This window comes from Streptomyces sp. NEAU-W12 (assembly GCF_026242095.1).
Lineage (GTDB): Bacteria > Actinomycetota > Actinomycetes > Streptomycetales > Streptomycetaceae > Streptomyces.
This window is the reverse complement of the sequence record NZ_JAPJDM010000013.1, coordinates 137,960-152,263: the sequence shown is the minus strand read 5'-3', so window position 1 is coordinate 152,263 and position 14,304 is coordinate 137,960. Positions and strand designations below refer to the sequence as shown.

The 14,304-nt window shown below is 73.4% G+C and carries 13 protein-coding genes and 1 pseudogene; all 14 read right to left on the bottom strand.

Going from position 1 to position 14,304, the window contains the following annotated elements:
- Positions 1 to 106: 106 nt before the first annotated feature.
- The 14 genes and pseudogenes from era to ORI94_RS18350 all read right to left on the bottom strand — a co-directional run bounded on the left by era (position 107) and on the right by ORI94_RS18350 (position 14,274).
- Positions 107 to 1,060 (bottom strand): GTPase Era, encoded by a 954-nt coding sequence (era, locus tag ORI94_RS18415; RefSeq protein ID WP_266076799.1) that lies wholly within the window; start codon positions 1,058 to 1,060, stop codon positions 107 to 109.
- A gap of 161 nt (positions 1,061 to 1,221) precedes the next feature.
- Positions 1,222 to 1,701 (bottom strand): hypothetical protein, encoded by a 480-nt coding sequence (locus ORI94_RS18410; protein ID WP_266076796.1) that lies wholly within the window; start codon positions 1,699 to 1,701, stop codon positions 1,222 to 1,224.
- Positions 1,702 to 1,920: 219 nt separating this feature from the next.
- Positions 1,921 to 2,274 (bottom strand): cytidine deaminase, encoded by a 354-nt coding sequence (locus tag ORI94_RS18405; RefSeq protein ID WP_266076793.1) that lies wholly within the window; start codon positions 2,272 to 2,274, stop codon positions 1,921 to 1,923.
- Positions 2,275 to 2,383: 109 nt separating this feature from the next.
- A complete protein-coding gene (locus ORI94_RS18400; protein ID WP_266076790.1) occupies positions 2,384 to 2,743 on the bottom strand; it encodes an MmcQ/YjbR family DNA-binding protein in 360 nt (119 codons plus the stop codon).
- Positions 2,740 to 4,110 carry a hemolysin family protein gene (locus ORI94_RS18395; RefSeq protein ID WP_266076787.1) on the bottom strand — a complete coding sequence of 457 codons (1,371 nt, stop codon included), beginning with the start codon at positions 4,108 to 4,110 and terminating at the stop codon, positions 2,740 to 2,742. The genes ORI94_RS18400 and ORI94_RS18395 overlap by 4 nt, the downstream gene beginning before the upstream one ends.
- Positions 4,107 to 4,604, bottom strand: a complete 498-nt coding sequence (ybeY, locus tag ORI94_RS18390; protein WP_257849162.1) for an rRNA maturation RNase YbeY — start codon at positions 4,602 to 4,604, stop codon at positions 4,107 to 4,109. Before ybeY ends, ORI94_RS18395 begins: the two co-directional genes overlap by 4 nt.
- A 12-nt stretch (positions 4,605 to 4,616) precedes the next feature.
- On the bottom strand, positions 4,617 to 5,687 hold the full coding sequence (locus ORI94_RS18385; protein WP_266076781.1) for a PhoH family protein: 1,071 nt from the start codon (positions 5,685 to 5,687) through the stop codon (positions 4,617 to 4,619).
- A gap of 185 nt (positions 5,688 to 5,872) precedes the next feature.
- The gene (locus ORI94_RS18380; protein ID WP_266076778.1) at positions 5,873 to 7,129 is read right to left on the bottom strand and encodes a carbohydrate kinase family protein; all 1,257 of its coding nucleotides are present in this window, start codon (positions 7,127 to 7,129) and stop codon (positions 5,873 to 5,875) included.
- A gap of 116 nt (positions 7,130 to 7,245) precedes the next feature.
- Positions 7,246 to 7,533, bottom strand: a pseudogene (locus ORI94_RS18375) (enolase C-terminal domain-like protein); the annotation flags it as partial.
- Between the two features lie 102 nt (positions 7,534 to 7,635).
- Positions 7,636 to 8,628 carry an adenosine deaminase gene (locus ORI94_RS18370; protein ID WP_266076775.1) on the bottom strand — a complete coding sequence of 331 codons (993 nt, stop codon included), beginning with the start codon at positions 8,626 to 8,628 and terminating at the stop codon, positions 7,636 to 7,638.
- Between the two features lie 21 nt (positions 8,629 to 8,649).
- Positions 8,650 to 9,555, bottom strand: coding sequence for a ribonuclease Z (locus tag ORI94_RS18365; protein WP_266076772.1), 906 nt, complete (start codon positions 9,553 to 9,555; stop codon positions 8,650 to 8,652).
- 12 nt (positions 9,556 to 9,567) lie between these two features.
- Positions 9,568 to 9,921, bottom strand: a complete 354-nt coding sequence (locus ORI94_RS18360) for an HIT domain-containing protein (protein ID WP_266076769.1) — start codon at positions 9,919 to 9,921, stop codon at positions 9,568 to 9,570.
- Between the two features lie 480 nt (positions 9,922 to 10,401).
- Complete coding sequence (locus ORI94_RS18355; RefSeq protein ID WP_416237845.1) at positions 10,402 to 13,581, bottom strand: S41 family peptidase; 3,180 nt, start codon at positions 13,579 to 13,581, stop codon at positions 10,402 to 10,404.
- 108 nt (positions 13,582 to 13,689) lie between these two features.
- Positions 13,690 to 14,274 (bottom strand): hypothetical protein, encoded by a 585-nt coding sequence (locus tag ORI94_RS18350; RefSeq protein WP_416237839.1) that lies wholly within the window; start codon positions 14,272 to 14,274, stop codon positions 13,690 to 13,692.
- Between the last annotated feature and the right edge of the window lie 30 nt (positions 14,275 to 14,304).

Sequence of the window (14,304 nt, the reverse complement as noted above, 5' to 3'; positions counted from 1 at the left end):
CTGCTTCGGGTCACGCTGCCAGTCCTCGGCCACCGCGACATGCAGGTCCGGACCGCATCGACATGCGGCTCCCGCCACCCGGCAGGAGCCCCGGCACCACCCCGCGTCAGAAGCCCAGACGGCGCAGCTGCTTCGGGTCACGCTGCCAGTCCTTGGCCACCTTGACGTGCAGGTCCAGGAAGACGGGGGTGCCGAGCAGTGCCTCGATCTGCTGGCGGGACTTGATGCCGACGTCCTTCAGGCGCTTGCCCTTGGGGCCGATGACGATGCCCTTCTGGCTGGTGCGCTCGATGTAGAGGTTGGCGTGGATGTCGAGGAGGGGCTTGTCGGCGGGGCGGTCCTCGCGGGGCAGCATCTCCTCCACGACCACGGCGATGGAGTGGGGCAGCTCGTCACGGACGCCTTCCAGGGCGGCCTCGCGGATCAGCTCGGCCACCATGACCATCTCGGGCTCGTCGGTCAGGTCGCCCTCGGGGTAGAGGGCGGGGCCCTCGGGCATCAGCGGGACGAGGAGGTCGGCCAGCAGGTCGACCTGCTGGTTCGCGGTCGCCGACACCGGGACGATCTCCGCCCATTCGATCCCCAGTTCCTTGCCGAGCTGGTCGACGGCGATCAGCTGCTCGGCCAGCGCCTTGCCGTCCACCAGGTCGGTCTTGGTGACGATGGCGATCTTCGGGGTCTTCCTGATCCCGGCCAGTTCCTTGGCGATGAAGCGGTCGCCGGGGCCGAGCTTCTGGTCCGCGGGAATGCAGAAGCCGATCGCGTCGACCTCGGCCCAGGTGGTGCGGACCACATCGTTCAGCCGCTCGCCGAGCAGCGTGCGCGGCTTGTGCAGGCCGGGGGTGTCGACGAGGATGAGCTGCGCGTCGGGGCGGTGGACGATGCCGCGCACGGTGTGCCGGGTGGTCTGCGGCCGGTTGGAGGTGATCGCCACCTTCTGCCCGACCAGAGCGTTCGTGAGGGTGGACTTGCCCGCGTTGGGGCGGCCCACGAAGCAGGCGAAGCCGGCCCGGTGGACTGCTTCGGCGGGCTGCTCGGATGACTGGGTACGAACGCTCATGCCGCCCATTCTCCCTGATCCCCGGAGCCCCGCCGTACCACCCGCCCGCGGCGGACCCCGGAGGGCCGGGCACCCCGTGAGATGTCCGGCCCGGGAAACAGGGGGAGCAGACAGCGGTGGAGCAGCGGTCGAGTGGGGCTCGACCGGGACCGGTCGAAGGATCAGTCGAAGACGAACGGGCCCGGTGACTGCGGCCCCTCCGCCGTGCAGGTGATGGTGATGAAGCCGAACACGGTCATCCGCAGCGAGCCCCCGTACGCCTCCAGGCTGTCGCCGGAGGCCACGGTGCCGTCGAGCGGGCCGACGGAGAGGGGGTCGCCGGTCGCCATGGCCGGGTTCTTCGTGCCGGCGAACCTCACGGTCCCCCCGTTGTCGTTCACCAGCGTGAGGGTGGAGTTGATGGAGTCCCGGCCGAGGGCGAGGGGTGCGGTGAACGCGGAGGTGCTGAGGGTGAGGGTGGCGGCCGAGCCGTTCTGGGTCGCCGTGAGGGTGGCCTCGCCGCCGCCGAAGCTTCCGCAGTCGGCGGTGATCGTCGCGGTCCCGGGGGCGACCGCGGCGGCGGACGGGGCGAAGGCGAGCCCGCAGACCGCGAGCGCCCCCGCGACCAGCGACGCGCCTGTTCCGATTCGTGTGCCTCTCATGGAATCCGGTTCCCTTTCCGTGGGGGGAAACGCCCGGCAGGTGAGAGCGGTCGTCACGCTGCGCGGGCCGGGGGAACCGACGGACCGCGCCTGACGGGCCGTCGGGACAACGGTTCCATTGACGCGTGGGAGGCAGGGCACGGCAAGGTTGGATTCCGGCCCATTTACCGCTGGTAACACCCGAGGGGGGCAGGGACGCTCCAGAGGCCCCGGATCAGGTCAGCCCGCGGTCGACGCCCCCCGGACCGTCCCGTCCGGGCCGGCCAGGAGCACCGGGGTCCCGGGGCCGCCGAGGTCGCGTACCGCCGCGCGGTCCGCCTCCGGCACCGAACCGGCATCCGTCACCACGGCCGCCGCCTCCAGCGACTTCGCCCCGGACGCCACCGCCATCGCCACCGCCGTCTGCAGGGCGGTCAGCTTCAGGGAGTCCAGGTCCACGGTCCCGGCGACATAGGTCCGGCCGTTCTCGTCCCGTACGGCGGCCCCCTCGGGCACACCGTTGCGGGCCCGCGCGGAACGGGCCAGGGTGACGATCTTGAGGTCCTCGGGGTCGAGCGCGCTGCTGTCGGTCATGGCCCCGAGCATACGGAGCGCGGCCCCGGGGGCGTGCCCCGGGGCCGCTTGCGACGCGGTGTCACGGGACCGCCGGGGCTCCCCTGTCGCGGGGCCGCGCCCCGGCTCCTCACGCGCGGTCGAGGCGGAGGCGTTCGGCGCGTGGGAGGCCGGCGACGACCAGGTCGTAGGAGTCCTCCACCAGTTCCCGGACCAGCCGGTCCGGGAGGCCGCCGTCGACGGTCACCGTGTTCCAGTGCCTCTTGTTCATGTGCCAGCCGGGGACGATCAGCCCGGGGTACTCGGCGCGGAGCCGGACCGCGTCGTCCGGGTCGCACTTGAGGTTGGCCGTCAGGGGCCGCGCGTCCAGGTTCGTCAGGGCGAAGAGCTTGCCCCCGACCTTGAAGACCGAGGTCTCCGGGTTGAACGGGAAGTCCTCCACGGCCGCACCGAAGGAGAGGCACAGGGCGCGCAGCCGTACCGGAGTCATGCCGACGGCTCCCCCGCCCGCTCGTCCCTCCTGCCCCGCTCCTGCGCCTCCTGCGCCTCGTCCCGGGACGGGTCGGCCGGCTCCCCCGGGTCTCCGGGGGCGACCGGCTCCACCAGCACGGTGACGATCTTGTTCCGGCGGCCGGCCGCGGCCTCCGCCGTCAGCCGCAGCCGGCGCTCGTCGGGGAGTTCGACCACGGCGGACGCGCCCGCGATCGGTACCCGGCCGAGCATCTTGGCGAGCAGTCCGCCGACGGTCTCCACGTCCTCGTCGTCGTACTCCTCCAGTCCGTACAGCTCGCCGAGGTCGGTGATGTCGAGGCGGGCGGTGACCCGGTGGCGCTCCTCGCCCAGTTCCTCGACCGGCGCGATCTCACGGTCGTACTCGTCGGTGATCTCTCCGACGATCTCCTCGAGGATGTCCTCGATGGTGACGATGCCGGCGGTGCCGCCGTACTCGTCGATGACGACGGCGACGTGGTTGCGTTCCTTCTGCATCTCGCGCAGCAGGTCACCGGCGTTCTTGGTGTCGGGCACGAAGTACGCGGGCCGCATCGCCGTGGACACCAGCTCGCTCTCCGCGTCCCGGCTGATGTGCGTCTTGCGTGCCAGGTCCTTGAGGTACACGACGCCGACGATGTCGTCCTCGCTCTCGCCGGTCACCGGCATCCGGGAGAAACCGGAGCGCAGGGCGAGGGTGAGGGCCTGCCGGATGGTCTTGTAGCGCTCGATCATCACCAGGTCGGTGCGCGGGACCATGACCTCGCGGACCAGGGTGTCGCCCAGCTCGAAGACGGAGTGCACCATGCGGCGCTCCTCGTCCTCGATCAGCGACTCCTGCTCGGCGAGGTCGACCAGCGCGCGCAGCTCCGCCTCGGAGGCGAAGGGGCCGCGCCTGAAGCCCTTGCCGGGGGTGAACGCGTTGCCGATGAGGATCAGCAGGTTCGGGACCGGGCCCATGATCCTGGCCAGCGGCAGCAGGACGTACGCCGCCGCCGTGGCCGTGTTCAGGGGGTGCTGGCGGCCGATGGTGCGCGGGGAGACGCCGACGGCGACGTAGGAGACGAGGACCATGACCGCGATGGCGATCAGCAGGGCCTCGGCGGTGCCGTCGAACTCGCGCAGGCAGGCGTAGGTGACCAGCGCGGCGGCGGCCATCTCGCAGCCGACACGGACCAGCAGGGCCACGTTGAGGTAGCGGGTCGGGTCGGCGGCGAGCCTCGCGAGCCGGGCGCTGCCCCGGCGGCCGGAGCGCGCGGCCTCCTCGGCGCGGAAGGTGGAGACCCGGGCGATGCCCGCCTCCGCGCAGGCGAACAGCCAGGCGACGACGATCAGGGCGATCGCGCCCAGCACGAGGTGCGGGCTCATGACACGGTCGGGGCGGGGGACGGGCCGGTGATGCCCTTCTCCGCGCGCCAGCCGTCGACGATGGCGGCCTGCAGGCCGAACATCTCGGCCTTCTCGTCGGGCTCCTCGTGGTCGTAGCCCAGCAGGTGCAGCACACCGTGGACGGTGAGCAGCTGGAGCTCCTCGTCCATGGTGTGCCGCGTCGGCGCCTCGGCGCCCTGCCTGGCGGCGACCTCGGGGCACAGCACGATGTCGCCGAGCAGCCCCTGCGGCGGCTCGGCCTCGTCCTTCGCGGGCGGCCGCAGCTCGTCCATCGGGAACGACATGACGTCCGTCGGTCCCGGCAGGTCCATCCACTGGATGTGGAGCTCTTCCATCGCGGCGGCGTCCACCACGATCACCGAGAGTTCGGAGAGCGGGTGGATGCGCATCCGCGCGAGCGCGTAGCGGGCGATGTCGAGGACCGCCTGCTCGTCGACCTCGGTTCCGGACTCGTTGTTGACGTCGATCGACATCTGCTGCTCGGTCTACTTCCCCTTGTGCCCGGACCTGTCCCGGCCGCTCTCCCGCGTGCCGTTCTCGGTGCCGTGCTCGCTGTCGTACTGCTCGTACGCGTCGACGATACGGCCCACCAGCCGGTGCCGGACGACGTCGTGCGACGACAGCCGGGAGAAGTGGACGTCCTCGACGCCCTCCAGGATGTCCTGCACCTGCCGCAGCCCGGACCTGGTGCCGCTCGGCAGGTCGACCTGGGTGACGTCACCCGTGATGACGATCTTCGAGTCGAACCCGAGCCGGGTGAGGAACATCTTCATCTGCTCGGCGCTGGTGTTCTGCGCCTCGTCCAGGATGATGAAGGCGTCGTTGAGCGTCCGGCCCCGCATGTACGCCAGCGGCGCGACCTCGATGGTCCCGGCCGCCATCAGGCGGGGGATGGAGTCGGGGTCGAGCATGTCGTGCAGGGCGTCGTAGAGCGGACGCAGGTACGGGTCGATCTTCTCGTAGAGGGTGCCGGGCAGGAAGCCCAGGCGCTCTCCGGCCTCGACCGCGGGGCGGGTCAGGATGATGCGGTTGACCTGCTTGGACTGCAGGGCCTGCACCGCCTTGGCCATGGCGAGATAGGTCTTGCCGGTACCGGCGGGGCCTATGCCGAAGACGATGGTGTGCTGGTCGATCGCGTCCACGTAGCGCTTCTGGTTGAGCGTCTTGGGACGGATCGTGCGGCCGCGCGAGGACAGGATGTTCTGTGTGAGCACCTGGGCCGGGGTCTCCCGGCCGTCGCCCTCCCCGTCCTCGGTGGTCCTCAGCATCGCGATCGAGCGTTCCACCGCGTCCTCCGTCATCGGCTGTCCGGTGCGGAGCACCAGCATCATCTCGTCGAACAGGCGCGAGACGAGGGCGACCTCCGTGGCGTCGCCGACCGCGCTGATCTCATTGCCCCGGACGTGGATGTCGGCCCCCGGGAAGGCCTTCTCGATCACGCGGAGGAGGGAGTCGCCGGATCCCAGCACGGTCACCATGGGGTGCTTGGCCGGGACGGTGAGCTGTACTCTCGCCTGCTCCTGCGCGGGGGTGTGATCTGTGGGTGTCTGAGTCATGGGCCGGCTCTGAAGGCCTGCGGTTCCTCCTCGTCAGGGCCGCGCAACTGAGGGCGGCCTCGCGACTCCCAGGGTACGACGCGGGGATGACAACCCCGTAGGTCTTTTCACAACGGGGTGGTGGCGGGCGGGGACGGGGTGACGCCCCGCCCGCACCGACGGGCCGGGGAGGGGCGGCGGGCGGGTCAGGACGACCGGCCGAAGCCGATGGTCGGGACCGCCCGGCGCAGGGGCCAGGGGCGGATCAGGCCGTCGGGGACCAGGTCCGCCAGGAACGCGTAACGCCTCAGCGCGGCCGGGTCCTGGGCCCGTACGGACTGGACCTCGCGCCACCAGGCGGCGATCTCCGACCAGCCGGGCGCCGACAGGGAGCCGCCGAACTCCTGGACGGAGAGGGCCGCGGTCAGGCCGGCGAAGGCGAGACGGTCGGCGAGCGGCCAGCCGGCCAGGCTGCCGGTGACGAAGCCCGCGACGAAGACGTCCCCGGCACCGGTCGGGTCGAGGGCCTCGACGGCGATGGCCGGCACCTCGGCGCTCTCCCCGGTCCGCCGGTCCACCGCGTACGCCCCGTCCGCGCCGAGGGTGACGACGGCGACCGGCACCTGGTCGGTGAGGGCGTGCGCGGCGGCGCGGGGGCAGTCGGTGCCGGTGTAGCGCATGGCCTCCTGCGCGTTCGGCAGGAAGGCCTCGCAGTGCCGCAGGTCGGGCAGCGCGGCCAGGTCCCAGGCACCGGTGTCGTCCCAGCCGACGTCCCCGAAGACACGAGTGCCCCGCGCCGCGGCGCGGGCGATCCAGGAGTGGCTGCGGCCCGGGGTGAGGGAGGCGACGGCGGCCCGCGCGCGGGGCGGGCAGGGCGGCAGGTCCGCGCCGGGCGGGAGCCGCTTGCGGGCGGCGGGGCCGGAGGGGCGGGAGGGCTGCTCCGGGGGCGGCTCGTGACCGTGGGAGACCATCGTGCGCTCCCCCTCGTACGCCATGGAGACCGTGACCGGGGAGTGCCAGCCGGGCACGGTGCGCGACGGGGAGAGGTCGATGGCCTCGCCCTTCTCCAGGGCGTCCCAGCAGTAGTCCCCGTAGTGGTCGTCGCCGAAGGCGGCCGCGAGGGAGGTGCGCAGGCCGAGACGGGCCAGGGCGGTGGCCATGTTGGCGACGCCGCCGGGGCTCGACCCCATCCCGCGCGCCCAGGACTCGGTCCCGCGCACCGGGGCGGAGTCGAGCCCGGTGAAGATGATGTCGAGGAAGACGGTGCCGGTGAGGTAGACGTCCCAGGGCGGGTCGCCGGGCGCGCGCAGCGCGGCGAGCGGGTCGACATGGGGCGTGCAGGACGACCCCGAGCGGACGGCGGCCCGGGGCGCGCCGTCCGGGGCACCCCGGTCGGCACCCCCGGTGTTGCCCCCGGTGGTTCCCTCTCCGGCTGACGCGGCCGGCGTGGTGGACGCCCTCACGTTGCGCTCCCTGGCCTGGTGCGGTTCTGGCCAGTGTGCACCACGCCGCCGACAACGCGCCGTCCGTCACGCCGAAGCCGCCCCCCGCCCGGGGATCCGGCGTGCCGCCGGGCCTCTCACCAGCGGGGCACCGCCGGGGGGAGCCGGCCGGGGTCGGCGATCCGCACGGCCGCCGCGTCGTCGCGGTCGCGGAGCGCGCCGTCGTCCTCCAGCCACCGCCGGTGCAGTGCGGCGAGCCGGCCGTGGTCGAGGGTGACGCCGAGGCCGGGCGCGTCAAAGACCCGCACGGCGCCGTCCTCGAAGGTGAGGCGCTCGGTGAGGACGTCCTCGGACTGCCGCGGGGAGTGGCGGTCGCAGGCGTGGTGCAGGCCGGGGACGGCGGACGCGACGTGGGTCATCGCGCTGCGCCCCGTGTGCACAGGGAGGCCGGCGCCACCACCGGTCCGTGCGCCGGACGCACCGGACGGCTGACGGCTGACGGCTCTACGGCGAGGACCGCGTGGGGCCTACGGGAAGACGTACGCCTCCACCTCGGCGAGGTACCCGCTCCGCCGGTCCTCCTCGTCGTCCAGGAAGGCGGCGAGGAAGGAGTTGCGGGCCAGCTCGCGCAGCCGCTCCGGGCCGAGGCCGAGCGTGTCGCGCACCGCGTCGAAGGTGTCGCCCGCGTAGCCGCCGAAGTAGGCCGGGTCGTCGGAGTTCACCGTGCACAGCAGGCCGGCGTCGAGCATCGCGGGCAGCGGATGGTCGGCGAGGGTGTCCACGGCGCGCAGCCGGACGTTCGACAGCGGACACAGGGTCAGCGGGATCCGGTCCCGCACCAGCCGTGCCACCAGCGCCGGGTCCTCCACGCAGCGCAGCCCGTGGTCGATCCGTTCGACACCGAGGACGTCCAGCGCCTCGGTGATGTACGCCGGCGGCCCCTCCTCACCGGCGTGCGCCACGCGCCGCAGCCCGAGCGCGGCGGCCGCCTCGTACACCGCACGGAACGTCGCGGGCGGGTGGCCGACCTCGGCCGAGTCCAGGCCTACACCGGTGATCCGGTCCAGGTGGGGCCTGGCCGCGTCCAGCGTCGCCAGGGCCGACTCGGCGGGCTCGTCCCGCAGGAAGCACATGATCAGCCGGGTCGAGACACCGTGCCTCTCCTGACTGCGCCCGAGTGCCCGCCACAGCCCCTCGACCACGGTGTCCATGCCGACGCCACGCGCCATGTGGGCCTGCGGGTCGAAGAAGATCTCCGCGTGCCGCACGCCCTGCGCCGCGGCGCGGGCCAGGTAGGCGTCGGCGAGGTCCTCGAAGTCCCGCTCGGTGCGCAGCACGGTCATGAGTGCGTAGTACAGGTTCAGGAACGACTGGAGGTCCTGGAAGCGGTACGCCTCGCGCAGGGCGTCGGTGTCGGCCCAGGGCAGGTCGACGCCGTTGCGGGCGGCCAGGGCGAAGGCGAGCTCGGGTTCGAGGGTGCCTTCGATGTGAAGGTGCAGTTCGGCTTTGGGTACGGGCATCGGAGCATCGTACGGGCGGCCTCAGCGGCGCTTGGGGAGCGGCACCCGCAGCAGATCGCGGGCCACGGTCAGCTCGCCCTCGTACCCGGCGGCCCGCGCCTGCCGCTCGAACTCCTCCGGGTCGCTGTAGCGCTGGCTGAAGTGGGTGAGCACCAGATGCCGCACACCTGCGTCCCGGGCCGTGCGGGCCGCCTGGCCGGCCGTCAGGTGACCGTGCTCGACGGCGAGTTCCTCGTCCTCGTCGAGGAACGTGGACTCGATGACGAGCAGGTCGCAGCCCTCGGCGAGCGCGTGCACCCCCTCACAGAGCCGGGTGTCCATGACGAAGGCGAACCGCTGGCCGCGCCGCACCTCGCTGACGTCCTCCAGCGCGATCCCGTCGAGCGTGCCCTCGCGCTGGATGCGGCCGACGTCCGGGCCCTTGATGCCGTGCGCGGCGAGCCGGTCGGGCAGCATCCGGCGGCCGTCGGGTTCGACCAGCCGGTAGCCGTACGACTCGACGGGGTGCGACAGCTTCCGTGCCTCCAGGGTGTATCCGGCGGTGCGGGTGAGCGGGCCGTCGGCGGCGACGGGTTCCTCGGTGATGCCGACGGTCTCGCGGTAGGCGGTGGCGTACCGCAGCCGGTCGAAGAAACGCTGCCCGGAGCCCGGGTAGTGGGCGGTGACGGGGTGCGGGACCCGGTCGAGGTTGATGCGCTGGATCACTCCGGCGAGGCCGAGCGAGTGGTCGCCGTGGAAGTGGGTGACGCAGATCCGGTTCAGGTCGTGCGCGGCGACCCCGGCGCGCAGCATCTGGCGCTGGGTGCCCTCGCCGGGGTCGAACAGGATGCCCTCGCCGTCCCAGCGCAGCAGATAGCCGTTGTGGTTGCGGTGGCGGGTGGGCACCTGGCTGGCGGTGCCGAGCACCACCAGTTCGCGTACGGACAAGGAAGCCGCCGCCTATCCGGGGGGCCAGTGGAGACCACGGCCGCCCAGGACGTGGGCGTGCGCGTGCCAGACGGTCTGGCCGGCGGCGCCGCCGGTGTTGAAGACGATGCGGTAGCTCTCCAGCTGCTCCTGGTCCGCGACGGCCTGCGTCTCGCGCAGGACGTCCGCCGCGGTCCCGGGGGCGGCCGCGGCGAGGGCCGCCGCGTCCTTGTGGTGCGCCTTCGGGATCACCAGGATGTGCGTGGGCGCCTGCGGGTTGATGTCGCGGAACGCGACGGTGGTGTCCGTCTCCCGGACGATCGTCGCCGGGGTCTGCCCTGCGGCGATCTTGCAGAACAGGCAGTCGTCCTGCGGTTCCCCTGCCATGGCAGGCCCTCCTCGGTGCGTGGTGATCGCGTACGGGGGCATCGTAGTCGCCCCCCGCCGCGGCGGGCGGACTTCCGGGGACGGGCCCGGACACCGGGCAGGCGGATGCGCCGTACGCGGGGACATGGGCGACGCCGACACGGGGGCAGGCCCTCACCCCGGGACGCAAGCGGACACGGGGACACGGGACGCGGGATGACGCGGATACGCGGGCACCCGAGACCCCGGGCACACGGGCACACGGGCACACGGGCACACGGGCACACGGGCACACGGGCACACGGGCACACGGGCACACGGAAACGCAGGCGGGCCCCGGGACGCAAGCGGACGCGGGACGACGCGGATACGCGGGCACACGAGACCTCGGGGACACGGGGACACGGGGACACGGGCAACGCCGAAACGCGGGCGGACGCCCGGGCGCGGGTGGGCGTGGGAAGCCGGCGTCCGCCCGGTCGTGCCGCGGCGCCGGACCGTCTACTCCAGCGTCGGCGGCGTCTTCGCCGGGGTCTCCTCGAGCGCGGCCAGCGCCAGCCGTACCGCCTCGTCCAGCTGGACGTCCCGGCCCGCCGCGTGGTCCTGCGGACGCTGGACGACCTCCACGTCCGGGTCCACGCCGTGGTTCTCCACGCCCCAGCCGTAACCCTCCAGCCAGAAGGCGTACTTGGGCTGGGTGACGAGGGTGTTGTCGACCAGCCGGTAGCGGCTGTCGATACCGACGACGCCGCCCCAGGTGCGGGTGCCGACGACCGGGCCGATGCCGAGCGCCTTGATCGCCGCGTTGACGATGTCGCCGTCGGAGCCGGAGAACTCGTTGGCGACGGCGACGACCGGACCGCGTGGCGCGTCCTGCGGGTAGCTCTCCGGGCGCATGCCGCGCGGCAGGTCCCAGCCGACGATCCGCCGGGCCAGCTTCTCCACGACGAGCTGGGAGGTGTGGCCGCCGCGGTTCTCCCGGACGTCCACGATCAGCCCCTCCCGGACCACCTCGACCCGCAGGTCCCGGTGGATCTGGGCCCAGCCGGGAGCCTGCATGTCGGGGACGTGGAGGTAGCCGAGCCGGCCTGCGGACAGCTCGTGGACGTACGCCCGCCGGTCGGCGACCCACGCGTGGTAGCGCAGCGGCTCCTCGTCGGCGACGGGGACGACGACCGCGTGCCGCGCCTCGCCGCCGCCGGCCGGGGAGACGGTCAGCTCGACGGGCTTGCCCGCGGTGCCGACCAGCAGCGGGGCCGGCCCGCCCACCGGGTCGACGGGCTGCCCGGCCACGGCGACGATCGCGTCACCGGTGCGGATCGCGACGCCGGGCGCGGCCAGCGGGGAACGGCCCTGGGGGTCGGACGTCTCCGCGGGCAGGATGCGGTCGACGCGCCAGCTGCCGTCCTCGTGGCGGGAGACGTCCGCGCCGAGCAGGCCCTGCCGGGCGCCGCCGCCGAAGCCGCCGCGCGGGGTGACGTAGGCGTGCGAGGTGCCGAGTTCGCCCTGCACCTCCCACAGGAGGTCGACCAGGTCGTCGTGGGTGGCGAGCCGGTCGAGGACGGGCCGGTAGCGGTCGAGGACGGCGTCCCAGTCGACGCCGTTCATGTCCGGCCGCCAGTAGTTGTCCCGCATGATGCGGCCGGCCTCGTCGAACATCTGCCGCCACTCGGCGGCCGGGTCGATGAACTGGCGGACCCGGTCGAGGTCGACGGTGATGTTGCTGTCGCTGTCGTCGTCACCCGACGCGCGCCGGTCGCTGGGGACGACCTTGAGCCGGCCGTCGGTCCACAGCAGCACCCGCTTGCCGTCGCCGCTGACCTCGAAGTGGTCGGCGTCCGAGGCCAGGTGCTCGATGCGTGACTGGGCGAGGTCGTAGCGCTCCAGCTCGGTCTTCGGGTCGGGGTCGTCGGGGGTGGCCCGGGAGGCGCCGAGCACACCGCGCACCGGGTGCCGCAGCCACAGCACCCCGTCCTTGGCGGCGCGCAGGTTGGAGTAGCGGGCGGCCTCGACCGGGAACGGCACGATCCGGTCGGCGAGCCCCTCCAGGTCGATCCGGGTGGTCGGGGCGCCCTCGCTGTCAGGGGTCTCGTCCCGGTCCGGCGTCTCGAAGGGGCGGCCGTGCCGCTGCGGGCCGAACGGTGACGGGGTCGTCGCGGCGAGGGTGATCAGGTGCGGCCGGGCGCCCTCGACGAAGGCGAGGTCGAAGACGTGCTCGTCGTAGACCGGGTCGAAGGAGCGGGTGGACAGGAACGCGAGGTGCTTGCCGTCGAGGGTGAAGGCGGGCGCGTAGTCCTGGAAGCGCAGCGGGGTCGCCTCGGTGACCTGGAGGTCGGTGGTACTGGCGATCCTCAGCTGGCTCAGCGGGCGGGGGCCGGGGTGGGTCCAGGCGAGCCAGGCGGAGTCGGGTGAGAAGGTCAGCCCGCAGACGTCGCCGTCGGCGCTGCGGTCGGCCTCGCGGACCTCGCCGGTCTCCCGCTCGACGAGCAGGAGGCGGCCGTCGTGCGAGGCGACCGCGGCGCGGCTGCCGTCCGGCGACATCGCGAGTTCCAGGACCCGGCCGAGCTGTCCGGCGGCGATCCGGCGCGGGGCCGCGCCGGGGGCGAGGCCGGTGGCCGGGGCGAACTCCAGGGCGTCGTCGCCTTCGGCGTCGGTCACCCACACCACCCACTCCTCGCCGTCGACGCGGAAGGTGTGCGGGCGCCGGGCGCGGACGCCGGGGGTGGCGGCGAGGGCGCGGGCGGGTCCCGACCGGTGGGTGACCCAGTGGACGGTGCCGCGCACGCAGACGGCGCTGCCGCGCGCGGTGTGGTCGGGGGAGGCGGAGCCGAACCAGCGGGCGGCGTTCACCGGGAACGGCGTCAGGTCGACGCGCTGGCCGCCGAGCCGGATGTCGAGCGGGCGGGGCTCGGCCCCGTCCAGGTCGTCGAGGATCCACAGCCGGCCGGCGCTGGAGTAGACGACGCGGGTGCCGTCGGTGGCGGCGTGCCGGGCGTAGAACCCGCCGAGCGGGGTGTGCCGGCGCAGGTCGGACCCGTCGGCGAGGGAGGAGTACAGCGCGCCGGTGCCCTCGTGGTCGCTGAGGAAGGCGATCCTGGTTCCCACCCAGATCGGGTACTCGATGTTCCCGTCGAGGTCGGCGTGCAGGCGTACGAACTCGACGGGGCCGTCGGCTGTGTTCGCCGTGCCGTCTCCGTCCCCGGACTCCTGCTCGATCCACAACTTGCCCGCCGTGCCGCCCCGGTAGCGCTTCCAGGCGGCGGCCTCGCGGCCCATCGTCGCGGAGAGCAGGACGGTGCGCGGCCCGTGGGCGACGTCGCCGACGGGGCCGTGCGGCAGCGTGGTGGCGGGGCCGCCGTCGAGGGGGACCGCACGGGCCCAGGTGCGGCGCAGGCTGGCCTGGCCGTGGGTGCTGAGCGCCAGGACCTTCCCGTCCGGGGTCCAGCCGCGCACCTGGGTCCTGGAGCTGCCCCAGTACGTCAGGCGGCGGCCGGGTCCGCCCTCGACGGGGGCGATGTGCACTTCGGGGGCGCCGTCACGGGTGGAGGTCCAGGCGACGGTGGTGCCGTCGGGCGAGATGCGGGGCATCGTCACCGGCACGTTGTCCGCGCTGGCCCGCCAGGCGCGGCCGCCGTCGAGCGGGGCGAGCCACACGTCGTCCTCGGCGGTGAAGGCGACCAACTCGCCGTGCGGGTGCGGGAACCGGAGATACGCGGCGGAGGCGACCGAAGCAGAGTGCGTCACCCGGTCACCCTATGCAGGCCCGGTCGGCGTGGACAGGGGTTTGGATCACTTGCCCTCGACAGGGCGGCAGGACGGGTACTGGTCGCACCACACGGTCGTCGTGACCGTCACCGTGACGGTGGGCTGCGGGCCGCGGCCCGTGGGCTCGCCCACCGGAGGCGGGCTGGTGGCGTCGCAGTCGCCCAGGCCGTCGACCCGGAACACCTGCTTGCCGTCCACCTTCGCGGTGATGTCCCCGCGCACACAGGCGCCGTTGACGGCGTGGGTGATCTTCCCGGTGACGGTGATCTCCTTGCCGTCCTCGGTCTCCCCGTCGCAGTCCACGGTGGCCACCGTGTTCTCGCCCGCGCTCGCGGACCCCGACGACGCGCTCGCGTCGTCCCCGTAGGAGGCGGTGCAGCTGAGCCACCGCACGCCGGCCTTTTGCCGGTTGAGCTCCCGGGTGACCGTCTCGTCGGTCGTGAGCGCCACCGCGGCCGAGCCGACCGAGCCCGGCTCGCACGCCACGGCCCCGCCCACGGCGACCACGGCGAATCCCACGGCCAGTACCGGCCGCCGCCACCGTGGCCCGCGCCGGGCCCTCGGCCAGGACCTCGGCCAACTCCTCGTCAGTGCCCCCTTGGACGCCATGGACGGCAGCCTGCCACCGTCGCGGACGTG